Source organism: Streptomyces sp. JH002 (assembly GCF_050916115.1).
Taxonomy (GTDB): Bacteria; Actinomycetota; Actinomycetes; order Streptomycetales; family Streptomycetaceae; genus Streptomyces; species Streptomyces xiamenensis.
The window spans coordinates 4,712,903-4,738,475 of record NZ_CP087989.1 but is presented as its reverse complement, the minus strand read 5'-3'; the positions used below and the strand labels follow the sequence as shown (position 1 = coordinate 4,738,475).

Below are 25,573 nucleotides of genomic sequence, written 5' to 3'. Positions count from 1 at the left end.
CGCGCGATCGGGCACTACGCGGACGCCGAATGCCCGGGACCGCCACCCGTCCGTGGCGCGGCGGAGACGGCGAGCAGCAGGGCGACGCCCACCGCGTAGCACAGCAGGGGCAGGGCGGGCAGGCGTCCGTCCGGGGCGAAGCCGCGCAGGGCGAGGCGGGCGAGCGCGAAGGAGGCGGCGGTCAGGCCCGCCCCGAGGAGCAGCCACGGTCCGGTGCTCCAGCGGGTGCGGGTGGGGTACGGGGGCGGGTGCGGCAGCCGGGCCATGGCCAGGACGAGGGGGATCAGCAGGGCGGCGCAGATCAGCACCCACACCGGGCGCAGCAGCCACCAGCCGCCGGAGCCCACGGGTTCGAACGGCAGCAGCCCGGCCGGGTAGAGGATGGCGCCGATGGCCAGGGCGGGGGCCATGTGCCACAGGTACAGCGGCATCGCGGCGGCGTTGGCGGCGGTGACGCGGCGCGGGTGGCGCAGCCGGCGGCGTACGGCGTCCTCGGCGGCGAGCAGCAGGCCGATGAGGACGACGGAGTAGGCGAACAGGGCGATGGAGGGGGGTGAGGCGTTCTGGATGTGGGCACCGGGCACGCCGATGGTGCTGACGGGGAACGGGCCGGGGACGACCAGCACCACCCACAGCGCCGCCGCGGCGGCGGCCGACCCCAGCAGCAGGGGGCGGGTGAGGGCGCCGTCCCGCCAGGCGAAGCCGAGCAGGTACAGGCCGCCCCACACCCACAGGTAGTTGCTCCAGCCGATCACGGGGATGCCGGGGCCGAGGACGCCCACGTCCACCACGGCGCTCAGCGCCGCGAACGCCAGCGGCAGCCACAGGCCCAGGCGCCGCCACAGGGCCAGCAGCGCCGGGGTGAGGGCCAGCAGCAGCAGATACATCGGCAGGAACCACAGGTGCAGGGCGACGGCCCAGAACACCTCGTCCCGCACGGTGGGCGGCACCCCGGCGGCCACGCACACCACCACGGCCAGCACGGTGACCGCCACGTACACGGTGGTGGGCACCAGCAGCCGCCGGGCCCGGTCCGCGAGCCAGCCTCCCCAGGACTCGCCGCGGGCGTGGTGTCCCGACCAGGAGACGGCGTTGGCGTAGCCGCCGGCGAGGAAGATGAGCGGCATCACCTGGAAGAAGAGGGTCAGCCACTGGGTCCACGGCAGGGCGTCCACGACGTCCTCGCCGTGCAGGTGGCCGCCCCGGTCGCTGATGGAGGTCAGCAGCCAGTGGCCGACGACGACGAAGCCGACGGCGGTGATCCGCAGCAGATCGACGTACGGGTTGCGGCCCGGTGGTGCGGCCGGGGCCGGGGCGTCCGGCGTCACGGGAGGGTGGCGGGCCCGCCGCCCACGCTCCCCGCCGCGGTCACTGCCACGGTCATCGCGTGCCCTCGTCTCTCGCCTCGCGCCCACCGGTGCTCGCCATCCTGGGCGATGACCGCCCGCCGCCCGGGGACCCCGGGGCGGCGCGTGTCGTACGGGGCGGCGCCCGCTCACTCCAGTTCGCGGGCCTCCTCCGGGCGGGAGCGCGCCAGTTCGGCCAGGGTGCCCAGGGCGGCGTCGAGGACCTGGTGCGAGGGGGTGGCCAGGGCGATGCGCACCGCGTGCGGGGCGTGGGCCGGGTTGGTGGTGAAGGCGGCGGCCGGGGCCAGGGCGATCCCGTGGCGGGAGGCGGCGGCCAGGAAGGTGTCGGCGCGCCAGGGGGCGGGGAGTTCCCACCACAGGTGGTCGGAGCGTTCGTCGGCCCGGATACTGAAGCCGGCCAGCCGCTCGCGGGCGATGCGCTGGCGCGCCGCCGCCTCCTCCCGTTTCGCGGCGGCGATGGTGGCGGCCGTGCCGTCGGCGAGCCAGCGGGTGGCGGCGGCCAGCGCGTACGGCGCCGCGGTCCACGCGCCGGACCGTACGGCGGTGGCGATCTGCTCGGTCAGGGCGGGCGGGGTGAACGCGAAGCCCACGGTCAGCCCGGCCGAGATCCGCTTGGACAGGCTCTCCACCAGCACCGTGTGGTCGGGCGCGAGCGCGGCCAGCGGCGGCACGTCCTCGCGCAGGAAGGAGAAGACGGCGTCCTCGATGAGCGGCAGGTCCAGTTCCCGCACGGTGGCGGCGACCGCCTCGCGCCGGTGCGGGGGCATGGTGACGGTGAGCGGGTTGTGGAGGGTGGGCTGGAGGTAGACGGCGCGCAGCGGGGTGCGCTGGTGGGCGGCGCGCAGGGCGTCGGGGCGTACCCCGTCCTCGTCCATCTCCAGCGGTACGAGGGTGACGCCGAGCCGGGCGGCGATTCCGGCGGCGGGCGGGTAGGTGAACCGTTCCACCCCCAGCCGTTCCCCCGGGGGCACCAGGGCGGAGACGGTGGCGGCGATGGCCTGCCGGGCGCCGGCGGTGAACAGGGTGTGCGCGGGGTCCGGCGTCCAGCCGGCGCGGGCGAGCCCGGCGGAGGCGGCGGCCCGTGCCTCGGGGGTGCCGCGGGCCCCGACCTGCCACAGCGCGGCGGTGAGGACGTCGGCGCGCAGCATGCCGCTGAGTCCGCGGGCGAGCAGGGCGGCGTGATCGGGGGAGGCGCCCGGGCGGTTCATGCCGAGTTCGACGCGCCCGGCGGAGGGGTCGGCCGGTTCGGAGAGCCAGGGTCCCGGGGCGATCGGGGTGGCGCGGACGAAGGTGCCGCGGCCGACCTCGCCGACGGTGAGCCCGCGCCGGGCCAGTTCGGTGTAGACGCGGGCGGCGGTGGAGGCGGCGATGGCGTGCCTGCGGGCGAACTGCCGCTGCGGCGGCAGCCGGTCGCCCGGCCGCAGCCGGCCCTCGGCGATGTCCGCCGCGATCCGGTCGGCGATCAGCCGGTAGTCCTCCATGCGCCACACCCCGTATTGCTCTCGTCCCGCACATTGCACTGAGTTCAATGATGTTATTGCACTCGGATATTGCTCCGGATAGCCTCGATCCGTCAAGGTCCCACAGGAGGAACCATGCGGAACACGGCGTACGAGGACCGGGGCACCGGCACACCCCTGCTGCTGGTGCACGGGCACCCCTTCAACCGCACCATGTGGCACCCCCAGACCGAACACCTCGCCGCCGCCGGCCACCGGGTGATCGTCCCCGACCTGCGCGGCTACGGCGACACCCCGCCCGCAGGCGAGCACACCACCCTGGACGTCTTCGCCCACGACCTCGCGGCCCTCCTGGACCGGCTCGGCGTCGCCCGCTGCGCCGTCGGCGGGCTGTCCATGGGCGCCCAGATCGCCCTGGAGTTCTACCGGCTCTTCCCCGAGCGGGTCACCGCCCTCGTGCTCGCCGCCGGCAGCCCGCGCGCCGACTCCGCACCCGCCCGCCAGGTGCGCCGCACCACCGCCGAGCGGCTGCTGCGCGAGGGCATGACCGCGTACGCGGACGAGACCCTGCCGAAGATGGTGTGCCGCGACACCCTCCAGACCCGGCCGGACGTCAACCGGCACGTACTGGCGATGATGGACACCACCGACCCGGCCGGCGCCGCCGCCGCCCTGCGAGGGCGCGCCGAACGCCCCGACTACCTCCCCCTGCTCCCGCGCATCACCGTGCCCACGCTGATCGTGGTCGGCCGGCACGACGAGTTCACGCCGGTCGCCGAGGCCGAGCTGATGCACCGCCACATCCCCGGCTCGCGGCTGGAGATCATCGAATCCGCCGGGCATCTGCCGAACCTGGAGCAGGAGTCGGCCTTCAACGCCGCCCTGGCCGGGTTCCTGACGGAGCACAGCCCTCTGGCCCGATCGGGTGGTTCGCCCGGCTGACCCGGCGCGCGCCCCCCGCCCCCTCGGCGCGCTGTGCAGACTTCGCTGATGGCAGACGTGGCCTTCATCGCGCTGACGATCGGGTGCTTCACGGTTCTGGTACTGATCGTGAAGGGGGTGGCCCAGGTGAGCGACGCGCACCGGGCCGCCCACGGCGAGACCGCCGGCACGCCGCACCCTCACCCGGCGGGCGGAGCAGCGGACAGGGGAAAGCGGTGAGCTGGGAGAACATCCTCGGCCTCGGCGCCAGCGGCGCGCTGCTGCTCTACCTGCTGTGGGTGCTGCTCTTCCCGGAGCGCTTCTGATGAACGACGCCGCCGCCGGCCTGCTGACCATCGCCGCGCTGGTGGCGCTGCTCGCCCTCGTCCACGTCCCGCTCGGCGACTACCTGGCGCGCGTCTACACCGGCGAGCGGCACCTGGGCGTGGAACGACTGCTGTACCGGATCGCCCGCGTCGACCCGCGCGCCGACCAGCGGTGGACGGCGTACGCGCTGTCGCTGCTCGCGTTCTCCGCCGTCTCGGCCCTGTTCCTGTACGCCCTTCTGCGGCTCCAGGGGGTGCTGCCGCTGGCGCAGGGGCACGCGGGGGTGCACCCCGCCGGCGCCTTCAACACCGCACTCTCCTTCGTCAGCAACACCGACTGGCAGTGGTACGCGGGCGAGACGACGCTGGGGCCGCTGGCGCAGATGGCGGGCCTGGCCGTGCAGAACTTCCTGTCGGCGGCCGTGGGCCTGGCCGTGGCGGTGGCGCTGATCCGCGGCTTCGCCCGCTCCCGCACCGACCGGCTCGGCAACTTCTGGGTGGACCTGATCCGCGGCACCGTGCGGGTGCTGCTGCCGCTGGCGGTGCTCGCCGCGCTCGTCATGGCGGCGGCCGGGGTGGTGCAGAACTTCCAGGCAGTACGCGAGATCGTCACCCTGGGCGGGGACCGGCAGGCGCTGACCGGCGGCCCCGTCGCCTCCCAGGAGGCCATCAAGCTGCTCGGCACCAACGGCGGCGGCTACTACAACGCCAACGCGGCGCACCCCTACGAGAACCCCAACCCGTTCACCAACTTCTTCCAGGTCTTCCTGCTCCTGCTGATCCCGTCCGCGCTGCCCCGCACCTTCGGGCGGATGACCGGATCGCCCCGGCACGGCTGGGCGGTGCTGGCGGCGATGACCGCGCTGTGGGCGATCGGGCTCGCCGCCGTCACCACGGCCGAGGCGACGCACCACGGGGACGTGCCGCAGGCGGTGGGCGCGGCGACGGAGGGCAAGGAGTGGCGGTTCGGGGTGTGGAACAGCGCCCTGTACGCCAACGCCACGACCACCACCTCGACCGGGTCGGTGGACGCGGCCCACGAGAGCTTCACCCCGCTGGGCGGCGGGATGCTGCTGCTGAACATGCTGCTGGGCGAGGTCGCGCCGGGCGGGGTGGGCGTGGGCCTGTACGGGATGCTGGTGCTGGCGATGCTGGCGGTGTTCCTGGCCGGGCTGATGGTGGGGCGGACCCCGGAGTACCTGGGCAAGAAACTGCGGCAGCGCGAGATCACGCTGCTGGCGCTGTACGTCCTGGCCATGCCGTTCGCGGTGCTGACGGGCACCGCCCTGGCGCTGGCGTTCCCCGAGCCGCGCGCCAGGATCCTGGCGGGCCCGCCGCACGGGCTGAGCGAGGTGCTGTACGCGTACGCCTCGGCCGGGAACGGCAACGGCAGCGCGTTCGCCGGGCTCGGCGCGGACACCACCTTCTACACCACCATCCTGGGGCTCGTGATGCTGATGGGCCGTTTTGTGCCGATGGTGCTGGTGCTGGCGCTGGCCGGGGCACTCGCCGCCCAGCACCGCACCCCCGCCGGGACGGGCACCCTGCCCACCCACACCCCGCTGTTCACGGGACTGCTGGTCACGGTGGCCGTGGTGGTGGCCGGGCTGACGTTCTTCCCGATGCTGGCCCTGGGCCCGCTGGCCGAGGGACTGCGGTGACCGGGCCCAGCGGCAAGGCCCCCACCGGGGCGTTCAGCCCCCGCCAGCTCCTCACCTCGTTCCCGGCCGCGCTGCGCAAGCTGCACCCGCGCCACATGGTCCGTACCCCCGTGATGTTCGTGGTCTGGGCCGGTGCGCTTCTGACCACCGTGCTCGCCGCCGCCTCCCCCGGGGTGTTCGCCGTCGCGGTGGCGGCCTGGCTGTGGGTGACCGTCCTGTTCGCGAACCTCGCCGAGGCCGTCGCCGAGGGGCGCGGCCGGGCCCAGGCGGCGGCACTGCGCCGGGCCAAGCGGGAAACGGTGGCCCGGCGGCTGATCCCGGACGGGGACGGCCGGGAGGAAGAGGTCCCGGGCGTACAGCTGCGGGTCGGGGACCTGGTGGTCGTCGAGGCCGGGCAGACGGTGCCCGGCGACGGCGAGGTGGTCGAGGGCATCGCCAGCGTCGACGAGTCGGCCATCACCGGCGAATCGGCCCCGGTCATCCGCGAATCGGGCGGCGACCGGTCGGCGGCGACCGGCGGCACGCAGGTGCTCTCGGACCGGATCGTCGTACGGATCACCGCCAAACCGGGCGAGAGCTTCCTGGACCGGATGATCGCCCTGGTGGAGGGCGCCGCCCGGCAGAAGACCCCCAACGAGATCGCGCTCTCCATCCTGCTCGCCGCGCTGACCATCATCTTCCTGCTGGCCGTCACCGCCCTCCAGCCGGCCGCCGCCTACTCCGGCCGGGAGCAGACGGTGGTCGTGCTCGTGGCACTGCTGGTGTGCCTCATCCCCACCACCATCGGCGCGCTGCTGTCCGCCATCGGCATCGCCGGCATGGACCGGCTGGTGCAGCACAACGTGCTCGCCGTCTCAGGGCGGGCGGTGGAGGCGGCCGGGGACGTCAACACCCTGCTGCTGGACAAGACCGGAACCATCACCCTGGGGAACCGGCAGGCCACCGAGTTCGTGCCGGTGCCCCGGGTCGGCGAGGCCGAACTGGCGGACGCCGCCCAGCTGGCCTCGCTCGCCGACGAGACCCCCGAGGGCCGCTCCATCGTCGTCCTCGCGAAAGAACGGCACGGCCTGCGCGCCCGCGAGGAGGGCCAGGTGACCGGGGCCGCCTTCGTCCCGTTCTCCGCCAGGACCCGGATGTCGGGCGTGGACCTGGACGACGGCCGGATGGTGCGCAAGGGCGCGGCCACCGCCGTCATCAAGTGGGTGCGGGACAACGGCGGCACCTCCATCAACGAGGTCGGCCCGCTGGTCGACGCCATCAGCGCGAGCGGCGGCACCCCGCTGGTCGTCGCCGAACGGCCGGGCCCCGACGCCCCCGCCCGGGTCCTGGGCGTGGTCCGGCTGAAGGACATCATCAAGGCCGGCATCAGGAAACGGTTCGCCGAACTGCGCCGGATGGGCATCCGCACCGTCATGATCACCGGCGACAACCCGGCCACCGCCCAGGCCATCGCCCACGAGGCGGGCGTCGACCACTTCCTGGCCGAGGCCACCCCCGAGGACAAGATGGCCCTGATCCGGCAGGAGCAGGCGGACGGCCGGCTGGTGGCGATGACCGGCGACGGGACGAACGACGCCCCGGCCCTGGCCCAGGCCGACGTGGGCGTCGCCATGAACGCGGGCACCAACGCCGCCAAGGAAGCCGGGAACATGGTGGACCTCGACTCCAACCCCACCAAACTCATCGAGATCGTCGAGATCGGCAAGCAGCTCCTCATCACCCGGGGAGCCCTGACCACCTTCTCCATCGCCAACGACGTGGCGAAGTACTTCGCGATCATCCCGGCGATGTTCACCGCCCTGTACCCCGGGCTGCGGCACCTCAACATCATGGCGCTGCACTCCCCCGAGTCGGCGATCCTGTCCGCCGTCATCTTCAACGCCGTGATCATCGTCGCCCTCATCCCCCTGGCCCTGCGCGGCGTCGCCTACCGCCCGGCGGGCGCCTCCAAGCTGCTGCGCCGCAACCTGGCGCTGTACGGAGTGGGCGGGCTGGTCACCCCGTTCATCGGCATCAAGCTCATCGACCTGCTGATCTCCCCGATCCCGGGCCTGGGAGGCTGAGCGCCGTGGTGCTGTCGGTACTGCGCCAGGCCGCCGCGGGCCTGCGGATCCTGCTGCTGATGACCGTGCTGTGCGGGCTGGCCTACCCCGTGGTCATCTGGGGCGTCGCCCAGAGCGCGTTCCACGACCGGGCCAACGGCTCCCTCGTGCACGCCGGGGGCCGCGTCGTCGGATCCTCCCTGATCGGCCAGGACTTCGGCGGCCCCTTGTGGTTCCACCCGCGCCCGGGCGGCTACGACCCGCTGGCCACCGGCGGCAGCAACCTCGGCCCCAGCAGCGCGCGGCTGCTCGCGGAGGTACGGCTGCGGCGGTCCTCGGTCGCGCGCACCGAGCACGTACCGGCGCACGAGGTGCCCCCGGACCCGCTGACCGGCTCGGCCAGCGGCCTGGATCCGCACATCTCCCCGGAGTACGCCCGCCAGCAGGTGACCCGGGTGGCCAGGGCGCACGGACTGACGGAACAGCAGGTGCGCGAGCTGGTCGACACCCACGTACAGGGCCGCACCCTGGGCTTCCTGGGACAGGAGCGGGTCAACGTCCTGCGGCTGAACCTGGCCCTGGCCGCGAAGGCCGGGTGAGAGCGCGGTGTCCCGCGGCACGCTGCGCGTCTTCCTGGGGGCCGCCCCGGGGGTGGGCAAGACCTACGACATGCTGGCGGACGGCAGGCGGCGCGCCGCGCTGGGCGGCGACGTGGTCATCGGCTTCATGGAGGACCACGGCCGCGAACCCACCCGCAGGATGGCCGAGGGGCTGGAGACCGTTCCCCGGCGGGAGCTGACCTACCGGGGCGCGCGGTTCACCGAGATGGACCTGGACGCGGTGCTGGCGCGCCGCCCCGAGGTGGCGCTGGTGGACGAGCTGGCCCACACCAACGTCCCCGGCAGCCGCAACGCCAAGCGCTGGCAGGACATCGAAGAACTCCTGCGGGCCGGCATCCATGTGGTGTCCACCGTCAACATCCAGCATCTGGAGTCCCTGAACGAGGTGGTGGAGAACATCACCGGCGTCACCCAGCGCGAGACCGTCCCGGACGAGGTGGTGCGCCGGGCGGACCAGATCGAGCTGGTGGACCTGTCGGCGCAGGCGCTGCGCCGCCGCATGGAGTACGGCGACATCTATCCGCGGCACAAGGTCGCCGACGCGCTCACCCACTACTTCCGGGAGGGCAATCTGACGGCGCTGCGCGAACTGGCCCTGCTGTGGGTGGCGGACCGGGTGGAGGAGGCGTTGCAGCGGTACCGGGGCGAGCAGGGCATCCAGACGCCGTGGGCGACGCGCGAGCGCGTGGTGGTGGCGCTGTCCGGCGGCGCCGAGGGCACCACCTTGATCCGCCGGGGCAACCGCATCGCCCAGCGCGGGGCGGGCGGCGAACTGCTGGCGATCCACGTCCGGCGCGACGACGGGCTGCGCGAGGCTCCGAGCGAGACCATCGCCCGGCAGCGGGCGCTGGTGGAGCACCTGGGCGGCACCTTCGAGCTGGTGACGAGCGACGATCCGGCGGCGGCGGTCCTGGAGTTCGCCCGTGGGGTGAACGCCACCCAGCTGGTGATCGGCGCCAGCCGCCGGGGCCGGGTGAAGTCCCTGCTGGCGGGCAAGGGCGTGGGCACCTCGATCGTGGAGGGCTCGGGCGACTACCTGGACGTCTACATCGTCACCCACGAGGAGGCGGCCCACGGCCGGCTGTAGCGGGTGAGCGCTGCGGGGTCAGTGGGTCCGGACGCGGGTGGGCCACTGCTGGGTGCGGTCGCCGCCGTAGCACTGGTCGCAGGGTTCGAGCGCGGCGCGGTCGAAGACGCCACTGTGTATGTAGCGGTAGGCCAGGCCGGTGGAGCCGTCGCAGCCGGGGGTGCGGCAGGGCTGCGCGGTGGCGAAGGCGAAGCCGCCGTCCGGGGCGACGATGGCCACCTGCTCACAGGTGAGGCACGGGAAGCAGTACACGCCTTCCCGGGTGGTGATGGCGGACATCCCCTGGGGGGCGTTGCAACCGGGGCATTCCACCCTCGAAGGCTAGGCCCGTCGCCACGGCCCGGGTGCCGTCCCGTCGCTGCCCGGAGGCACGGCAGGGGCGTTGCGCTGGGCGGACGGGAGTCGCCCGGACATCCGTACGAAGAGTGAAGGGCCGCCCGCGCGGGGGTGGGAGTGCGCGGGCGGCCCGGTTCAGGAGGGTGCGCCCTGGGGGTCGGTGGCTTCCAGGGCGGGGCCGGTGACGGGGTTCGCCCCGGCCGCGGCGCGGCGGCCGGCCCGCCATTCCAGGACCTTCATGCCGACCGGCTGGGCCCAGCGGGTGGCGAACGGGCCCACGATGACCAGGATCAGGACGTAGGCGGTGGCGATCGGCGCGATGCGCGGTTCGACGCCGCTGGCCAGTCCCGCTATGACGATGGAGAACTCTCCCCTGGCCACCAGGGCCCCGCCGGCCCGCAGCCGGCCGCGTGGCCCGATACCGGCGCGCTTGGCCGCGTACCAGCCGGTCGCGATCTTGGTGATGGTGGTGACGACGGCGAGCAGCAGCGCGGGGACCAGCACCGGCGGGATGTCGCCGGGCACGGTCGACAGGCCGAAGAAGACGAAGAAGACGGCGGCGAAGAGGTCGCGCAGCGGGGTGAACAGCTGGCGGGTGTTGTGGGCGACCTCGCCGGACAGGGCGATGCCGACGAGGAAGGCGCCGACGGCGGCGGAGACCTTCAGCTGCTGGGCGAAGCCGGCCACCAGCAGCGTCAGGCCGAGGACGACCAGCAGCAGCATCTCGGGGTTGTCGGAGGAGACCGCCTTGGAGATGAACCGGCCGTGCCGCAGGGCCACGTACAGCGCGGTGGCGGCCGTACCGAGGGCGATCAGCAGGGTGAGGCTGCCGCCGGCCAGGCCGACGCCGGCCAGCATGGCGGTGAGCAGCGGGAGGTACGCCGCCATCGTGAGGTCCTCGATGACGAGGATGCCGAGGATGACGGGGGTCTCGCGGTTGCCGAGGCGGCCGAGGTCGGTGAGGACCTTGGCGATGACGCCGGAGGAGGAGATGTAGGTGACGCCGGCCAGGGCGGTGGCGCCGACCGGGCCCCAGCCCAGCAGCAGGCCCGCGACCGCGCCGGGGGTGGCGTTCAGCACGAAGTCCACGATGCCCGAGGGGTACTGGGTCTTCAGGCTGTCGACGAGTTCGGCGGGGCTGTACTCCAGACCGAGCATCAGCAGGAGCAGGATGACGCCGATCTCGGCGCCGATCTCGATGAAGCCCTCGGTGGTGGTGAGCGGCAGCAGGCCGCCGGAGCCGAAGGCCAGTCCGCCGATGAGATAGAGCGGGATGGGGGAGAGCCCGAGGCGGCCGGCCAGGCGCCCGACGATGCCGAGCCCGAACACGACCGCGCCCAGCTCGATGAGCATGGTGGTGGTTTCGTGCATACGCGTTTATCCCCCAGCGATGATGTCGGCGAGGTCGGAGACACCCTCGCGGGTGCCCACGACCAGCAGCGTGTCCCCTGCCTCAAGTCGGTAGTCGGGACCGGGCGACGGGTGGGCGCCGGTCCTGCGCAGCACGGCGACTATGGAGGCGCCGGTGCGGGTGCGTGCCCTGGTGTCGCCGAGCGGGCGGCCCCGGTAGGGCGAGTCCGGGCCGATGGCGATGCGTTCGGTGATCAGGTCCAGGCCGATCTCGCCGGGGGCGAAGGCGGCGCTGGTGCTGTCCGGCGCGATGAGGGAGGCCAGCTTGCCGGCCTCCTCGGCGTCCAGCGGCACGGTGCACTGGCAGGAGTCGGGGTCCTCGGGGTCGTAGAACCCCAGGAAGCGGCGGCCGTCCTCGTGGGCGACGACGGAGACGTGCCGTCCGTCCCGGGTGCTGATGTCGTATTGAACGCCCACGCCCGGCAGCGGGGTTCGTTTGGTGCCCATGAGTGTGTCGCGCCCTCCGCAGCGGCAGTGTCGGAGCCGAGAATAGTCACGGGGATTGCCCAAAACTCTTTGGAAAGACTTCTTTGCAAAAGACTCTTTGCGGTTCTAGAGTGCGTCCATGACCGACTCACAGCCCGCACCCCGCCCCCATGAGGAGCGGGACGTCGCCGTTCTCGACGCCAAGGGCCTGCGCGCCCTCGCCCATCCGGTGCGGGTGCGGCTGCTCGGCCTGCTGCGCCGCAACGGACCTGCCACCGCGACCCTGTTGGCGACACGGCTCGGGCTCACCTCCGGGGCGGCCAGCTACCACCTGCGACAGCTGGCCGCGGCCGGCTTCGTCCAGGAGGACACCGAGCGCGGAAACGCCCGGGAACGCTGGTGGCGCTCGGTCCACCGGCTCACCTCCTTCGGCGACCGCACCCTGCGCGACCGGGAGCCGGAGGCGACCCACGCCTTCCTCCAGTCCGTGGCGCTCGCGCACGCCGAGGCCACCCAGCGCACCCTCGACGAACTGGTGACGATGCCCCGCGAGTGGCGCGAGACCCTCGGGCTCGGCGACCGGCTGCTGCGGCTCACTCCGCAGGAGGCGACCCGGCTGCGCAACGAGCTGGACGAGGTCGTCGCCCGGTACCGTCCGGCCTCCGCCACCGGCCCCGGGGAGGCGCCCGAGGGCGCCGAAGGGGTCCAGGTCGTGCTGCATGTTTTGCCCGACCTTGAGGGATCTTTTGACTCCGCCGGGCGAGGGCTTGACCAGAACGAGGACGAACGATGAAGGGTGTGGAGGAGCGCCCGAGCCTTCGTCCCCTGGCCGGGGTGCTCGGCGCGCTCGCGGTGGCCCAGACCGGCACCAAGATCTCCACCCTCGCCCTGCCCTGGTTCGTGCTCACCAGCACCGGCAGCGCCGTGCAGACGGGGCTGGTGGCGCTCTTCGAGATGGCGCCCTATGTGGTGCTCAAGGGGCTGGCCGGGCCGGTCGTCGACCGGATCGGGCCCCGCCGGATCTCCTGGACCATGGACCTGGCCAGCGCGCTGCCCGCGCTGCTCATCCCGATCCTGTACGCCGCCGGAGCCCTCTCCTTCCCGGTGCTGCTCGGCCTGGTGGCGCTGATCGGGGCCAGCCGGGGGCCGGGCGACCTGGCGAAGATGGTGCTGGTGCCGGAGGCCGCCGAACGCTGCCGGATCCCGATGGAACGCGCCACCGGACTGGCGGGCACCACCGAACGCCTCGCCTCCACCGTCGGACCCGGTCTGGCCGGCCTGCTCGTGGCGGTCATCGGCCCGGTGCCCTCGCTGACCGTCATCGCGGGCTGTTTCGCGCTGGGTTCGCTGATCATCGCCGTGTTTCTGCCGCGCGGCATGGGCGCACCGGCCCGGCCCGACCCGGCGAGCGGCGAGAGCGAAGAGGACGGCTACTGGCGGCGCTTCGCACAGGGCTTCACGGTGCTGCGGCGCGATCCGCTGCTGCTGTCCTTCGCCCTCATGGTGGCGGTCACCAACCTGCTGGACGCGGCGTTCATGTCGGTGCTGCTGCCCGTGTGGGCGCGGGGAGCGGGACACGGACCGGAGGTGGTCGGGCTGCTCGGCACCGCCGCCGGGATCACCGCCATGGCCGGCAGCCTGACCGCGGCGGCCCTCGCGCACCGGCTGCCCCGGCTGCCGGTCTACATCATCGGCTTCCTCATCGCGGGTGCTCCGCGCTTCCTCGTCCTGGCGGCCGACGCGTCGCCGTGGGTGGTGCTGGCGGTCTTCGCCGTCAGCGGTCTGGGGGGCGGCTTCCTCAATCCGATCATCAGCGCGCTGATCTTCGAACGGAGCCCGCGCACCCATCTGGGCCGCGTCCAGGGTCTGGTCAGCTCGCTCGCGTGGTCCGGCATCCCGTTCGGCGGTCTGGCCGCCGGCGCCGCCATCGGCGCCGTCGGACTGGCACCCGCGCTCGTCACCGGTGGCATCCTGTACGCGATCACCACCCTCCTGCCCGGTCTGCTCCCCCAGTGGCGGGTGATGGACCGGGCCCGGCGGGCCGCCCGCGCGGCACCGCCCTCCGACACCCCCGCCCCGACCCCGGTGGAACATCCACGGACCACCACGGAAGGGTAGGGGGAAGAACCCGCCCGGCCGGCCCTGTGGTGTGAAGTCCCCCCGCCGGCCGGGCGGGTTCGCTCAGCGGTCGGACATCACCGTGGCTCGCGGATTCCCGGTGGAATTCACTACGTTGCGGCCCATGGAAACCACCCCGAGCAAAACGTTCCGGGCCCTCGACCTCGGCGCCGGGGACGACGGCCGCTGGGCCGCCCTGATACGCGAGACCTACCCGCCCTCCGTGGTCGCCGACTGGCTGACCGCCGAGGGCCGCACCGACGCGGGTGCGCTTGCCGCACGCCGGCTGTTCGCGACCCACCTGCCGGAGCTGCTGCCGTCCCTGCGCCGGCTGACCGCCCAACTGGAGGACGTCCCGCACGCCGGGACGTTTCTCACCCTGGCCGCCGTCCGCCCCTTCTGGTCCGGCTGCACCCAGATCGGCAGCGGCGGCGAACTCCTGCGCACCTACGACTTCGCGCCGGACGGCGTCGAGGGCACCTTCGTCCGCTCGCACCTGCTGCGCCCCGTCATCGGCACCCAGGAGGGCGGCTGGGGCCTGCTGGACGGCATGAACGACGCCGGTCTCGCCATCTCCCTCACCTTCGGCGGACGCAAGGTCCACGGGCCGGGCTTCGCGGTGGTGCTGGTGATCCGCTGGCTGCTGGAGACCTGTACGTCCGTGGACCAGGCGCTCGCACGGCTGCGCACCGTCCCCGTCTGCATTCCGCAGAACCTCACCCTGGTGGACGCCACCCGCTCCGTCACCGTGTATCTCGGCCCGGACATCCCCATGACCGAGGCCCCCGACGCCTGCGCCGCCAACCATCAGTCCGAGACGGTGCCGAAGGAGGCGGAGGAGGCACAGCGGGCGCGGCTCAGCCGGGAGCGGCTGGCCGCCCTGCGCGCCGCGGGGCCCGATGTGGCGGCCCTGCTGCGCCCGCCGCTGCACAAGGACGGCTACGCGCAGGGGTTCGGCACCGTCTACGCCGCCCACTACCGCCCGGCGGAGGGCGCCGTCACCTACCACTGGCCGGACGACGGCAGCTGGCGGCTGTCCTTCGACTCCTTCACCGAGGAGACCAGGACGGTGCGCCTGGGCAGGCCCCGACCGGTACCGGCACGGCGTACCTGATCCGTCCGGGCCGGCCCGGACGGTCCTGGCACGCCGACAGCCCCCGGCCGGAAGGGCCGGGGGCTGTCGGGTCCGGTGGAGGCGGCCGTGTTCCGCCGCCACCGGGTGCGGGTCACGCCGGGCCGCCGCCCGGCTGCCACGGGGTGCCGTAGCGCTCCGCCAGGCTGGTGGCCTCCGCGGCGGTCAGCAGCCGGGGGGTGCGGCCGTTCAGCAGGAGGAGCAGGTGGGCGGTCTCCTCCAGCTCTATGGCGGCGTCGGTCGCCGCCGCCATCGTGGTGCCCGAGGTGACCGGGCCGTGGTTCTGGAGCAGCGCCGCCCGGAACGGGAAGTCCAGCTCGCGCAGGAGCACGGCCTGCGGCACATCGCCGGGTTCCGCGTACGGCAGCAGCGGGGTCTGTCCGACCCGCATCACGAAGTACGGGGTCAGCGGCGGCACCGCGCTCCGGTCCGACCAGGGCGGCAGGCACGAGTACGCGGCGGCGTGCGCGCTGTGCAGGTGCACCACCGCCGTCGCCTGCGGGTCGCGGTGGTAGAGCGCCAGGTGCAGCGGGAACTCCTTGGAGGGCCGCGGCCCTTCCAGCAGGGCCTGCTCAAGCGGGGTGTCCACCGGGGCGCCCGCGTCCAGGACGGCCAGGCCCTCGGGGTCCAGCGCGTCCAGCCGGGCGCCGGTCGGGGTGATGTAGATGCGGTCGCCGATCCGGACGCTCAGGTTGCCCGAGGCGCCCGGGCTCAGCCCGGCGGCGGTGAGCTCACGCCCCGCCGCGACGAGTTCGTGGCGTGCGTCGCTGCTCATATCCGGTTCCAGCTCCCGTTCGGTCCGTGTGTTACGCAAGGGCCTGCCAGCCCGCCGTGAAGATGTCGCGGTGGCCGAAGTTGCCCGACTTCAGGGCGAGGTTGTACGCGCGGCCGTCTGCTGCCGTGCCGTGGGCCCACGAGACGCCGGGCGCCAGCGACGGGCCCAGCTCCAGGCGCTGTACGTCCAGTGCCTGCACCACGCTGCCCGAGGTCTCGCCGCCGGCCACCAGGAACTGCCGGGCGCCGGCCTCGGCGAAGGCGGTGGCGCAGCCGGCCAGCGCCTCCTCCACGACCTCGGAGGCCGGACGTCCGCCCGCGGGCGGTGCCTTCTCCAGGTCGTCGAGGGAGTCCACCGCGTACACCAGGACCGGTTCGCCCGGGGCCAGGGTCCAGCGCTCGCGCGCCCAGGCGGTCAGCCGGGCGACCTCGCCGGGCAGGTCGGCCCGCAGCGCGGCCAGGTCCAGCTTGCGGTGCGCCAGCTTCTCGCGGGCGTCGGCGATCTGGCCGCGGGTCGCGGAGGAGGCGCTGCCGGCCAGGACCGCGCGGTGTCCCGCCGTCACCGGCATCGCGTCGGTGGCGGGGGCGTCCGCCACCGCGGGCAGTCCCAGCGCGAGGCCCGAGCCGCCGGTCACCAGCGGGTCCCCGGAGGTGACCTCGGCGATGATCGCGAGGTCGCTCTCGTCCAGGGCGTCGACGACCACGTAGGTGCCCTCCGCCGCGTCGATCGCCGCCCGCAGGGCCGCCGCTCCGGCGCGGACCGTCTGCAGCGGCACGGTCGCCACCCGGTGGGCGGTCTGCGGGCGCAGCAGCGCGGCCACGTCCGAATCGGTCATCGGGGTCAGCGGGTGGTGCCGCATCGAGCTCTCGCTCAGCAGTTGCCCGCCGACGAACAGATGCCCCTGGTAGACCGTGCGCCCGGTGGCGGGGAAGGACGGCACCACGACCACCTTGTCCGCGCCGAGCTCCGCCGCCAGCGCGTCGGCCACCGGGCCGATGTTGCCGGCCGGGGTGGAGTCGAAGGTGGAGCAGTACTTGTCGTAGAAGCGCTCGCAGCCCAGCCGCCGCAGGGCATCGAGCGCCGCCACGGACTGCCGTACCGCGTCCGCCACCGGTGCGGTGCGCGTCTTGAGCGCGACCACCACCGCGTCCATCCCGGCGAGCCGCAGATCCGCGAGCTGCTCGTCGCTGGGGACGCCCAGGGTCACGCTGGTGCGCAGTCCCCGGGCGACCCAGTTGGTGGCGAGGTCGGTGGCACCGGTGAAGTCATCGGCCACGCCGCCCCATCTGACCTGTCCTGCCGCCATGCGTCGTCACCGTCCGTTACGCCGTTCCTACGTATCCAGGCGAGAGGCGCGTAATACTCCCGCGCCAATCTGTGAATTTATGGTACTACAGTTGACGCTCATGTTAATTGGCGTTACGTTCGCGCTGCATAGGCGGGTTCACCCGATTCACCCGCCGACGCAGCACAAGCAGCAGCACCAGCGCCAGGAGGGCACCATGAACGCCGAGCCGCACGGGACGCGGGAAACCGTCACGTACGCACTGACGGGCGCGCGCGGCGGCTTCGCCCGTACGCTGCTGGCCCAGACCCGGTTCACCCCGGACGTCGAGCCGGCCGTACTGTGCGACCTCGACACCGAAGGGGTACTGGCGCTCGCCGCCGAGCTGGGCTTCCCCGCCGAGGGACCGGGCTCTCTCACCGTCGCCACCGACCGGGCCGGCATCGAGACCGCCCGCGCCGCGGGACGCACCGCCGTGATCGCGGACGTCTCCCTGCTGGCCGGCGCCGCCTACGACATCCTCGTCGAGGCCACCGGCAGCCCGGCCGTGGGGTACCGCGCCGCGCGCACCGCGCTCACCGGCGGCCACCACGTGGCGATGGTCAGCAAGGAGGTCGACTCCGTCAGCGGCATCGAACTCGCCTCCCTCGCCGCCGACAGCGGTCTCGTCTACACCACCGCCACCGGCGACCAGCCCGCCAACCTCATCCAGCTCTTCACCTGGGCCCACGGCCTGGGTCTTGAGATCGTCGCCATCGGCAAGTCCGGCGAGTACGACCTCGTCTTCGACCCCGAGCGCGGCACCGTCACCCAGCTCGACGAGACCATCGACGCCCCGGCCCTCGGCGGCCTGCTGAAGCTGGACCGGGAGAGCCCCGAAGGCGTCCGCACCACCCTGGCCGCCCGCGCCGAGGCCGTCGCCGGCCTCAAGCGCAGCGCCGCCGCCGACTACTGCGAGATGTCCGTCGTCGCCACCAGCACCGGCTTCACCCCCGATGTCGAGGCGATGCACTACCCGGTGGCCCGTACCGCCGAACTCGCCGACGTCTACGCCCTGCGCGAGCACGGCGGCGTCGTCACCCGTCCGGGTGTCGTGGACGTCTTCAGCGTGCTGCGGCTGCCCGAGGAAGCCAGCTTCGCCGGCGGCGTGTTCGTCGTCGTCCGCACCCACGACACCGTCACCTGGGAGCTGCTGCGGCAGAAGGGACACGTCGTCAGCCGCGACGGCCGCTACGCCTGCGTCTACCTCCCGTACCACCTGATGGGCGTCGAGACCCCGACCACCCTGCGCGACGCCGTACTGCGCGGCATCCCCGCCGGCTCACCCTCCCCCGCCCAGCACGCCGTACTCGCCGGGCGCGCCACCGAGGACCTGAGCGCCGGCACCGTGCTGACCATGGGCGGCCACCACCACGAGGTGACGGGTGTGGCGCCGGTGCTGCTGCCCGCCGCCGACGCCCCGGCCGACACCGCGCCGCTGTACCTGGCCGCGCACGCCACCCTCGTACGCGACGTGGCGGCCGGTTCGCTGCTCACCCTCGACGACGTGAGCGGCTACGACCCCGATCTGCTCGCCGCCTGGAACGCCGGGCGCGACGCGTACCCCACCGCCCCCACCACCCCCTGACTCCCCCACGCTCTCCCCTCCCCAGGACGGCCGCAGTGACGCGGCCATGAAACAAAGAGGTTCGCCATGTCCGACGCCTACACGCTCTTCGCGTTCGGCGCGGCGATCGCGGCGCTGGTGCTGCTGATCGCCAAGTTCAAGGTCCACCCGGTGGCCACCTTGTTCATCATCGTCACCTCGCTGGGCCTGGTGCTCGGCATGGGCGGCGCCAAGACGATCGAGCTGGTCACCGCCGGCTTCGGCAACACCCTGGCCAGTGTGGGTCTGCTGGTCATCTTCGGCTGTGTGCTGGGGAAGATGCTGGAGCTGAGCGGCGCGGCGCTGCGGATCACCAAGGCGGCGCTGAGCCTGTTCTCGGGCAAGAAGGTGCCGTGGGCCATCGCGCTGGCCTCGACGGTCGTCGGTATCCCGCTGATCGCCGACACCGTCGTGCTGATGCTGATCCCGGTGGTCTCGGCCATCGCGTACCAGTCGAAGATGTCGATGATGCGGCTGGGCCCGATCCTGTACATCGGCGCCTACGTGATGACCTCGCTGGTTCCGCCGGGCCCGGGCCCGCTGGCCGCCACCTCGCTGCTGGGCGTGGACCTGGGTGAGGCGACGCTGTGGGGTCTGGTCGTGGCCATCCCCGGCATCATCGTCGCCACGATCTACCTGCTGACCATCAAGACGCACGTCGACCCCAAGCCGGAGTTCACCGACCACCTCGCGGGCGCCGGTGCGGCCGCGGGTGACGGCGGCGGCAAGCCCCGTCTGTCCCTGGGCGGTTCCGGGACCGACGCGGACGGCGAGACCGAGCGCGACCTGCCCCCGCTGTGGATGTCGCTGGTCCCGATCTTCCTGCCGATCACGCTGATCATGTCCAGCTCGTTCGTGGTCGACCTGTTCGAGGCGGACAACGCCGTCGGCGGGGTGCTGGCCTTCCTCGGTGAGCCCGTCATAGCCCTGTTCATCGGCTGTCTGGCGGCGCTGCCGCTGTTCGGCCGCCGCTGGTCGAGCAAGGAGACCCTGAACGACCTGTTCGAGGCCGGTCTGAAGCTGGCCGCCATGCCGCTCGCCCTCACCGGTGTCGGCGGCGCGCTGGCCACCATCATCCGGGACACCGAAGTGGCGGACTCCGTCGCCGAGATGATCCAGGACTGGGGCCTGTCCCCCATCATCGTGCCGTTCCTGGTGGCCGCGGCCATCTGCACCATCACCGGTTCGAATATCCTCGGCGTGATGACCGCCGCCGCGATCATGGAACCGCTCGCCGAGGGCCTGGGCATCTCCGCGCTCGCCATCTACTTGGCGTGCGGCACCGGAGCGCAGATCATGAAGCACGCCAACTCCTCGGGCTTCTGGGTCACCACCACCCTGTCCAACATGACGGTCGGCCAGGGCATCCGCTCCATCGGTGTGGCCTCGGCCCTGTCCGGGGTGACCGGCTTCGCGATCGTGTACGCCCTGTACGGATTCGGCGTCATCTGACCCATCCGGCGGCGGACCGGCCGGCAGACCTCTGCCGGGCCGGCCGGGCCGGTCCACGGAAAGACCGACAGGCACAAGGAGGCACCACGGTGTCGTCAGAAGGGTCTCCCGGCTCCGCGGACACCCCGCTGATCCCGGATCAGCGCCGGGAGCTGCTGATCAAGCTGCTGCGCGGGCACTCGGTGCTCAGCGTGCACCAGCTGACCGAGCTGCTCGGGGTCTCCCACATGACGGTACGGCGCGACATCGCCGCGCTGGAGCGGCAGGGGCGCGCCGTGTCGGTGCCCGGCGGGGTACGCATCGCCGGGCAGCTGCATCACGAGCCGAGCTTCGTCGACAAGTCGACCATGGACCAGCCGGCGAAGCTCGCCATCGCCGCCCGCGCCGGGGAACTCCTCCAGGACGGCACCACCGTGTACCTGGACGCCGGCACCACCTGTCAGGCCCTGGTCCCGCACATCGTGCGGCGCCAGGGCATGACGGTGGTGACCAACGACTTCACCACGGCCAACGCCCTGATGGGCAACCCGGACGTGGAGGTCATCCACACCGGTGGCCGCATAGAGCACGCCAACCGCTCCACCGTGGGGCGGCTCGCCGCGCAGACGCTGACGCAGCTGGCGCTGGACATCGCCTTCGTCTCCACCAGTTCGTGGGACCTGCAGCGCGGGGTGACCACGCCGTCCTCCGCGAAGGTGGAGGTCAAGCAGGCGGCGATGGCGAGCGCCTCGCGGTCGGTGCTGCTGACCGGGTCCGCCAAGTACGGCACCTTCGGCATGTACCGGGTGGCGGCGCTGAGCGAGTTCGAGTCGATCGTGACGGACGAGGGCCTGTCGCCCGCGGCGCGCGAGACGCTGCGCGCCCAGGGCATCGCCACGTTCGTGGCCACCGCTACAGAGTGATGAGCGGACTGTCACAACACTGATCGGCGGGGGCGGATGTCCGGCTCGGTGAGGCATCATCGGCCACATGGGGATTGTCGCCGGTCTGGACAGCTCGTCCGTTTACACCCGCATCGTGGTCTGTGACACCGATACGGGCCAGGTGGTACGGCACGGCCACGCCGACCACCCGAAGGAAGAAGCCACCCCCGAGGCGTGGCTGCACTCCCTGGGGGAGGCAGCCGGCGGCGGCGTCCTGGAGGACGTCGCCGCGATCGGGGTCGCCGCGCAGCCGCACGCCGTGGTCGCGCTGGACGAGAGCGGAGCGCCGGTACGGGCCGCCTCCCCGGGGGTGGGCGGCGAGGACCGCGCCCGCACGGCCGCGCTCGACGCCGCGGCCCGGGAACTGACCGACGCGCTCGGCGGCCCCGACACCTGGACGCGCGCGGTGGGCTCGGTACCCCAGGGCGGACAGCCGGTGGCCCGGCTGCGCCGGCTCGCGCGCGAACACCCCGAGGCGGCCCGGCGGGTCGCCGGGGTGGCGCTCGCCCAGGACTGGCTCGTGTGGCAACTGCTGGGCCGGCCGGCACGCATGGCCACCGACCGGGGCGGGGCCTCCAGCACCGGCTACTGGTCGCCGGTGGGCGGTGAGTGGCGGCCCGAACTGGTCGAACTCGCCCTGGGACACGCCGTCGCGCTGCCCGAGGTCCTCGCCCCCGCCCAGCCGGCCGGGCGCACCCCGGAGGGCCAGCTGATCTCGGCGGGCACCGGCGAGACGATGGCGGCGGCCTTCGGGCTCGGCGTGGGCCCCGGGGACGCGGTGCTCTCCCTCGGCGCCTCCGGCTCGGTCTGCGCCGTCCACCACGCGGCGCTGCCGCCCGACAGCAGCGGCGCGGTCACCGCGTACGCGGACGCCACGGGCCATCACCTGCCGGTGGTCCGCACCCTCAACGCGGTACGGGTGCTGCGCGGCACCGCGGAACTGCTCGGCTGCGACCTGCCCGCGCTCTCCGACCTCGCGCTGCGCTCGACGCCGGGCGCCCACGGGCTGGTCTTCCTGCCGTACCTGGCGGGCGAGCGGGTGCCCGCGCTCCCGCACGCGGCGGGCACCCTGACCGGCCTGCGCCGGGAGAGCATGAAGCCCGAACACCTGGCCCGGGCGGCGTTCGAGGGGATGCTGTGCGGCCTGGCGGACGCGGCGGACGTGCTGCGCGAACGCGGCGTACGGATCGACCGGTTCTTCCTGCTGGGCGCGGCGGCGGACCTGCCGGCGGTGCGCGAACTCGCCCCCGCGCTGCTCGGCGCCCCGGTGGTGATCCCCGCCCCGGCCGCCTACACCGCGCTGGGCGCGGCCCGCCAGGCGGCCTGGGCCCTGGGGGTCGAACAGGGCCGGCTGACCCCGGACACCCCGCCGAAGTGGCCCGAGCAGGACGGGGAGACCTACCACCCGGGCGACGATCTGCCCACGGGGAAGGCCATCCGCCAGCAGTACGGGGCGGTCCGGGACACCACGCACCCGCAGGGGTGACGCGCTCCCCGGCCGCCGGTCAGTCCAGGTAGCCGCGCAGCTGGTTGGCGTACGCGTGGTCGCGCAGTTTGCCCAGCGTCTTGTGCTCGATCTGCCGGATGCGTTCACGCGTCACGCCGAACAGCCGGCCGATCTCCTCCAGCGTCCGGGGCCGCCCGTCCGTCAGGCCGTAGCGCAGCTCGACCACCCGCCGCTCCCGGTCGCCCAGCGTGGACAGCACCGCCTCCAGCTGCTCCCGCAGCAGCAGGAACGCCGCCGACTCCGCCGGCGAGGGGATGTCCACGTCCTCGATCAGGTCGCCCAGGTTGACGTCGTCCTCCTCCCCCACCGGGGACTGGAGGGAGATCGGGTCCTGGGCGAGCCGCAGGATCTCCGTCACCCGGGCCGCCGTCAGCCCGAGCAGGACCCCGACCTCGGCCGGGGACGGCTCGTAGCCGCGCTCCTGAAGGACCCGGCGCTGTACCCGCACCACCCGGTTGATCAGCTCCACCACATGCACCGGGACGCGTATCGTGCGGGCCTGGTCGGCGATCGCCCGCGACATGGCCTGGCGGATCCACCAGGTCGCGTACGTGGAGAACTTGAAGCCCCGGGCGTAGTCGAACTTCTCCACCGCCCGGATCAGCCCCAGATTGCCCTCCTGGACCAGATCCAGCATCGTCAGCCCGCGCCCGATGTACCGCTTGGCGACGGAGACGACCAGCCGCAGGTTCGCCTCGATCAGTTGCCGCTTCGCGCGCCGGCCGCGGACCACGAGCTGGTCGAGGTCCAGGGCGAGCCGGGGGTCGTGCCGCTGCGCGCCGTGGGCCGCCGCCAGGCGCTCCTCGGCGAACAGCCCGGCCTCGATCCGGCGGGCCAGCTCCACTTCCTCCGCCGCCGTCAGGAGCGGAATGCGGCCGATCTCCCGCAGATACTGCCGGAAGAGGTCGGCCGACGCGCCCGACGCCGACGCCGTTGGAGCGGGTGGCTTCCGGACCCGAACCGGTGCCGGAACATCAAGGATCTGGCTCTGCACGGGCGACACGGGCGACCTCCACAGTGATCGCGACCGGGGCGTGGGGGGCTGTCCGGCCACGAGAGGCATGCGTCCATTTTTTGTGCTGGCGGCTCCTGGTGTGCTATGCCCAATTACCCCGCTGTTACACGGGGTTCACGCGCCGGGGTGGACGGCGCCCGGTCAGCCGTACAGCGCCGCCGGGCCGCGCGCCTGCAACGCCGTGCGGTACTGCTGAAGCGTCCAATGTTGCTGCCGCTCAGCCGCCGCCGCCTGACTGTTGGCGGACTGCGCCTCGATCCGGCGCGCTACGGCCTCAAGGTCGCGCATGCGCTGTTCCACGGCAGCCAGCCGGACCCGGACCAACTGCTCGCCCGCGTACCGCTCGTCCGGAATGCGCGACCGCGAACTGCGCGGCGCCTCGACGGTCAGCTCCCGGATGAGCACGCGCACGGTGTCGTCCGGCGCCGCGTCCAGCACCCGGGTCACCAGGTTCTCGTCGGCGTCGGTGACGCCACCGGCCGCCGCGATGAGCCGGCGCACCAGCGTGTACGGCGGTGCGGTGAACTCGCTCTCCTCGTACGCGTCGAAGGCCGGTGCCACCAGATGCGGGAACTGGAGGGCGAGCTTCAGGAGTTCGCGTTCCACCTGGTGGGCCGGATTGTTGCGGTCAAGGGCCGGGCCGCGCCGCTCGGGCACGGCGGGGGCGGCCGGTGCCGGAACGGACCTGCGCCCGCGCGGGGACTCGCCGCGCTGCTTGCGCTCGCGCTCCCAGCGGGCCAGCTGGGCCACCCGCTGGACGACGAACCGCTCGTCGGGGATGCCGACCAGACCGGCCAGCCGGACGGCGTACTCGTGCTGGAGGGAGGAGTCCTTCATCTGCGCCACCACCGGGGTGGCCTGCTCCAGCGCCGCCGAACGGCCCTCCGCCGTATCCAGATTGTGCCGCGCGATGATCGACTGGACGGCGAACTCGAACAGCGGCGTCCGGTTCTCCACCATGTCCGCCACGGCTTGGTCGCCGTGCGCCAGCCGCAGGTCGCACGGGTCCATCCCGCCCGGCGAGATCGCGATCGACGTCCTGGCAGCGAACCGCTGGTCGTCCTCGAACGCGCGCAGCGCCGCCTTCTGCCCGGCCGCGTCGCCGTCGAAGGTGAAGACCACCTCACCGGCCCGGTGCGAGCCGCTGTCGTCCATCAGCACCCGGCGCAGAATCTTGATGTGCTCGGCGCCGAAAGCGGTGCCGCAGGTGGCGATGGCGGTGGTGATGCCCGCCAGATGGCAGGCCATGACGTCCGTGTACCCCTCGACCACCACCGCGCGGTTGTCCTTGGCGATGTCGCGCTTGGCCAGGTCGATGCCGTACAGCACCTGCGACTTGCGGTAGAGCGGGGTCTCCGGGGTGTTGAGGTACTTGGGACCGTTGTCGTCCTCGCGCAGCTTGCGGGCGCCGAAGCCGACCACCTCGCCCGTGATGTCGCGGATGGGCCAGATCAGCCGGCCCCGGAAGCGGTCGATGGGGCCGCGCCGGCCGTCCTGGGCGATGCCGGAGGTGATCAGCTCACGGTCGGTGAAGCCCTTGCCGCGCAGGTAGCGCACCAGCTGGTCCCAGCCGGCCGGGGCGTACCCGACGCCGAAGTGGGTGGCGGCCTGCTCGTCGAAGCCGCGCTCGGAGAGGAAGCGGCGGCCGATCTCGGCCTCGGGCGAGGCGAGCTGCTCGGTGAAGAACGCGGCGGCCACCTTGTGCGCCTCGATCAGCCGGGTGCGTTCGCCCTGCTGCCGGTTGCTGTTGTACCCGCCCTGCTCGTAGCGCAGCGTGATGCCGGCCTGGGCGGCGAGCCGCTCGACGGACTCGGCGAAGGTGAGGTGCTCCAGCTTCATCAGGAAGCTGATGCTGTCGCCGCCCTCCTGGCAGCCGAAGCAGTGGAAGAGGCCCTTGCTGGGCGACACCTGGAAGGAGGGGGACTTCTCGTCGTGGAAGGGGCACAGGCCCTTCAGGTTGCCCCCGCCGGCGCTGCGCAGCTGGAGGTACTCGGACACGACGGAGTCGATCGGGACCGCGTCCCGCACCGCCTTCACGTCGTCGTCATTGATCCTGCCCGCCACA

Annotated in this window: 23 protein-coding genes; 14 read left to right on the top strand and 9 right to left on the bottom strand. The window is 73.1% G+C overall.

Going from position 1 to position 25,573, the window contains the following annotated elements; translation table 11 throughout:
- Positions 1 to 14: 14 nt before the first annotated feature.
- Positions 15 to 1,328 carry an acyltransferase family protein gene (locus H7827_RS21645; RefSeq protein WP_432747008.1) on the bottom strand — a complete coding sequence of 438 codons (1,314 nt, stop codon included), beginning with the start codon at positions 1,326 to 1,328 and terminating at the stop codon, positions 15 to 17.
- A 167-nt stretch (positions 1,329 to 1,495) separates the two neighbouring features.
- Entirely contained in the window at positions 1,496 to 2,848 is a 1,353-nt protein-coding gene (locus tag H7827_RS21640) for a PLP-dependent aminotransferase family protein (protein ID WP_432747007.1), read from the bottom strand.
- A gap of 114 nt (positions 2,849 to 2,962) precedes the next feature.
- Between H7827_RS21640 and H7827_RS21635 the strand changes: the two genes are divergently transcribed.
- From H7827_RS21635 to H7827_RS21605, 7 genes are read left to right on the top strand one after another with little or no spacing between them, the layout of a single operon-like run.
- Positions 2,963 to 3,769: an alpha/beta fold hydrolase gene (locus H7827_RS21635; RefSeq protein ID WP_432747006.1), complete on the top strand. Its 807-nt coding sequence runs from the start codon at positions 2,963 to 2,965 to the stop codon at positions 3,767 to 3,769.
- Positions 3,770 to 3,817: 48 nt separating this feature from the next.
- Positions 3,818 to 3,988 (top strand): hypothetical protein, encoded by a 171-nt coding sequence (locus H7827_RS21630; RefSeq protein WP_386537970.1) that lies wholly within the window; start codon positions 3,818 to 3,820, stop codon positions 3,986 to 3,988.
- Positions 3,985 to 4,074: a potassium-transporting ATPase subunit F gene (locus H7827_RS21625; RefSeq protein ID WP_107046929.1), complete on the top strand. Its 90-nt coding sequence runs from the start codon at positions 3,985 to 3,987 to the stop codon at positions 4,072 to 4,074. Before H7827_RS21630 ends, H7827_RS21625 begins: the two co-directional genes overlap by 4 nt.
- Positions 4,074 to 5,735 carry a potassium-transporting ATPase subunit KdpA gene (kdpA, locus tag H7827_RS21620; RefSeq protein ID WP_432747005.1) on the top strand — a complete coding sequence of 554 codons (1,662 nt, stop codon included), beginning with the start codon at positions 4,074 to 4,076 and terminating at the stop codon, positions 5,733 to 5,735. The genes H7827_RS21625 and kdpA overlap by 1 nt, the downstream gene beginning before the upstream one ends.
- Positions 5,732 to 7,798 carry a potassium-transporting ATPase subunit KdpB gene (gene kdpB / locus H7827_RS21615; RefSeq protein WP_432747004.1) on the top strand — a complete coding sequence of 689 codons (2,067 nt, stop codon included), beginning with the start codon at positions 5,732 to 5,734 and terminating at the stop codon, positions 7,796 to 7,798. Before kdpA ends, kdpB begins: the two co-directional genes overlap by 4 nt.
- Positions 7,795 to 8,376, top strand: a complete 582-nt coding sequence (kdpC, locus tag H7827_RS21610) for a potassium-transporting ATPase subunit KdpC (protein WP_386537980.1) — start codon at positions 7,795 to 7,797, stop codon at positions 8,374 to 8,376. Before kdpB ends, kdpC begins: the two co-directional genes overlap by 4 nt.
- 7 nt (positions 8,377 to 8,383) lie before the next feature.
- The gene (locus H7827_RS21605) at positions 8,384 to 9,484 is read left to right on the top strand and encodes a universal stress protein (protein ID WP_432747003.1); all 1,101 of its coding nucleotides are present in this window, start codon (positions 8,384 to 8,386) and stop codon (positions 9,482 to 9,484) included.
- Between the two features lie 18 nt (positions 9,485 to 9,502).
- On the opposite strand, the gene H7827_RS21600 is transcribed toward H7827_RS21605, so the two are convergent.
- The 3 genes from H7827_RS21600 to H7827_RS21590 all read right to left on the bottom strand — a co-directional run bounded on the left by H7827_RS21600 (position 9,503) and on the right by H7827_RS21590 (position 11,677).
- The gene (locus H7827_RS21600) at positions 9,503 to 9,796 is read right to left on the bottom strand and encodes a hypothetical protein (protein ID WP_432747001.1); all 294 of its coding nucleotides are present in this window, start codon (positions 9,794 to 9,796) and stop codon (positions 9,503 to 9,505) included.
- Positions 9,797 to 9,955: 159 nt separating this feature from the next.
- A complete protein-coding gene (locus H7827_RS21595) occupies positions 9,956 to 11,191 on the bottom strand; it encodes a cation:proton antiporter (protein WP_262832763.1) in 1,236 nt (411 codons plus the stop codon).
- 6 nt (positions 11,192 to 11,197) lie between these two features.
- Positions 11,198 to 11,677, bottom strand: coding sequence for a cation:proton antiporter regulatory subunit (locus H7827_RS21590; protein WP_364240316.1), 480 nt, complete (start codon positions 11,675 to 11,677; stop codon positions 11,198 to 11,200).
- Between the two features lie 118 nt (positions 11,678 to 11,795).
- On the opposite strand from H7827_RS21590, the gene H7827_RS21585 reads away from it, so the two are divergent.
- From H7827_RS21585 to H7827_RS21575, 3 genes are all read left to right on the top strand, one after another.
- Positions 11,796 to 12,449 (top strand): helix-turn-helix domain-containing protein, encoded by a 654-nt coding sequence (locus H7827_RS21585; RefSeq protein ID WP_386538033.1) that lies wholly within the window; start codon positions 11,796 to 11,798, stop codon positions 12,447 to 12,449.
- Positions 12,446 to 13,774, top strand: coding sequence for an MFS transporter (locus tag H7827_RS21580; protein WP_432747000.1), 1,329 nt, complete (start codon positions 12,446 to 12,448; stop codon positions 13,772 to 13,774). The genes H7827_RS21585 and H7827_RS21580 overlap by 4 nt, the downstream gene beginning before the upstream one ends.
- A gap of 124 nt (positions 13,775 to 13,898) precedes the next feature.
- Positions 13,899 to 14,888 (top strand): C45 family autoproteolytic acyltransferase/hydolase, encoded by a 990-nt coding sequence (locus H7827_RS21575; protein WP_432746999.1) that lies wholly within the window; start codon positions 13,899 to 13,901, stop codon positions 14,886 to 14,888.
- Between the two features lie 112 nt (positions 14,889 to 15,000).
- On the opposite strand, the gene H7827_RS21570 is transcribed toward H7827_RS21575, so the two are convergent.
- Positions 15,001 to 15,681, bottom strand: coding sequence for a class II aldolase/adducin family protein (locus H7827_RS21570; RefSeq protein ID WP_432746998.1), 681 nt, complete (start codon positions 15,679 to 15,681; stop codon positions 15,001 to 15,003).
- Positions 15,682 to 15,712: 31 nt separating this feature from the next.
- Entirely contained in the window at positions 15,713 to 16,987 is a 1,275-nt protein-coding gene (gene otnK / locus H7827_RS21565; RefSeq protein ID WP_432746997.1) for a 3-oxo-tetronate kinase, read from the bottom strand.
- Positions 16,988 to 17,183: 196 nt separating this feature from the next.
- Between otnK and H7827_RS21560 the strand changes: the two genes are divergently transcribed.
- From H7827_RS21560 to H7827_RS21545, 4 genes are all read left to right on the top strand, one after another.
- Positions 17,184 to 18,593 (top strand): homoserine dehydrogenase, encoded by a 1,410-nt coding sequence (locus H7827_RS21560; protein ID WP_432746996.1) that lies wholly within the window; start codon positions 17,184 to 17,186, stop codon positions 18,591 to 18,593.
- Between the two features lie 66 nt (positions 18,594 to 18,659).
- Entirely contained in the window at positions 18,660 to 20,063 is a 1,404-nt protein-coding gene (locus H7827_RS21555; RefSeq protein WP_386538022.1) for a GntP family permease, read from the top strand.
- Between the two features lie 89 nt (positions 20,064 to 20,152).
- Positions 20,153 to 20,965: a DeoR/GlpR family DNA-binding transcription regulator gene (locus H7827_RS21550; RefSeq protein WP_432746995.1), complete on the top strand. Its 813-nt coding sequence runs from the start codon at positions 20,153 to 20,155 to the stop codon at positions 20,963 to 20,965.
- Between the two features lie 67 nt (positions 20,966 to 21,032).
- The gene (locus H7827_RS21545) at positions 21,033 to 22,472 is read left to right on the top strand and encodes an FGGY-family carbohydrate kinase (RefSeq protein WP_030726043.1); all 1,440 of its coding nucleotides are present in this window, start codon (positions 21,033 to 21,035) and stop codon (positions 22,470 to 22,472) included.
- 19 nt (positions 22,473 to 22,491) lie between these two features.
- On the opposite strand, the gene H7827_RS21540 is transcribed toward H7827_RS21545, so the two are convergent.
- Complete coding sequence (locus H7827_RS21540) at positions 22,492 to 23,556, bottom strand: RNA polymerase sigma factor (RefSeq protein WP_432746994.1); 1,065 nt, start codon at positions 23,554 to 23,556, stop codon at positions 22,492 to 22,494.
- Positions 23,557 to 23,649: 93 nt separating this feature from the next.
- Positions 23,650 to 25,572 (bottom strand): DNA primase, encoded by a 1,923-nt coding sequence (gene dnaG / locus H7827_RS21535; RefSeq protein WP_432746993.1) that lies wholly within the window; start codon positions 25,570 to 25,572, stop codon positions 23,650 to 23,652.
- Position 25,573 lies beyond the last annotated feature (1 nt).

Coding starts and splice junctions, on each gene's coding strand:
- H7827_RS21590 (WP_364240316.1), bottom strand. CDS start 11,677: ATGGGCACCAAACGAACCCCGCTGCCGGGCGTGGGCGTTCAATACGAC.
- H7827_RS21570 (WP_432746998.1), bottom strand. CDS start 15,681: ATGAGCAGCGACGCACGCCACGAACTCGTCGCGGCGGGGCGTGAGCTC.
- H7827_RS21575 (WP_432746999.1), top strand. CDS start 13,899: ATGGAAACCACCCCGAGCAAAACGTTCCGGGCCCTCGACCTCGGCGCC.
- H7827_RS21640 (WP_432747007.1), bottom strand. CDS start 2,848: ATGGAGGACTACCGGCTGATCGCCGACCGGATCGCGGCGGACATCGCC.
- otnK (WP_432746997.1), bottom strand. CDS start 16,987: ATGGCGGCAGGACAGGTCAGATGGGGCGGCGTGGCCGATGACTTCACC.
- H7827_RS21560 (WP_432746996.1), top strand. CDS start 17,184: ATGAACGCCGAGCCGCACGGGACGCGGGAAACCGTCACGTACGCACTG.
- H7827_RS21585 (WP_386538033.1), top strand. CDS start 11,796: ATGACCGACTCACAGCCCGCACCCCGCCCCCATGAGGAGCGGGACGTC.
- H7827_RS21630 (WP_386537970.1), top strand. CDS start 3,818: ATGGCAGACGTGGCCTTCATCGCGCTGACGATCGGGTGCTTCACGGTT.
- kdpA (WP_432747005.1), top strand. CDS start 4,074: ATGAACGACGCCGCCGCCGGCCTGCTGACCATCGCCGCGCTGGTGGCG.
- H7827_RS21595 (WP_262832763.1), bottom strand. CDS start 11,191: ATGCACGAAACCACCACCATGCTCATCGAGCTGGGCGCGGTCGTGTTC.
- H7827_RS21545 (WP_030726043.1), top strand. CDS start 21,033: ATGGGGATTGTCGCCGGTCTGGACAGCTCGTCCGTTTACACCCGCATC.
- H7827_RS21580 (WP_432747000.1), top strand. CDS start 12,446: ATGAAGGGTGTGGAGGAGCGCCCGAGCCTTCGTCCCCTGGCCGGGGTG.
- H7827_RS21555 (WP_386538022.1), top strand. CDS start 18,660: ATGTCCGACGCCTACACGCTCTTCGCGTTCGGCGCGGCGATCGCGGCG.
- H7827_RS21635 (WP_432747006.1), top strand. CDS start 2,963: ATGCGGAACACGGCGTACGAGGACCGGGGCACCGGCACACCCCTGCTG.
- H7827_RS21540 (WP_432746994.1), bottom strand. CDS start 23,556: ATGCCTCTCGTGGCCGGACAGCCCCCCACGCCCCGGTCGCGATCACTG.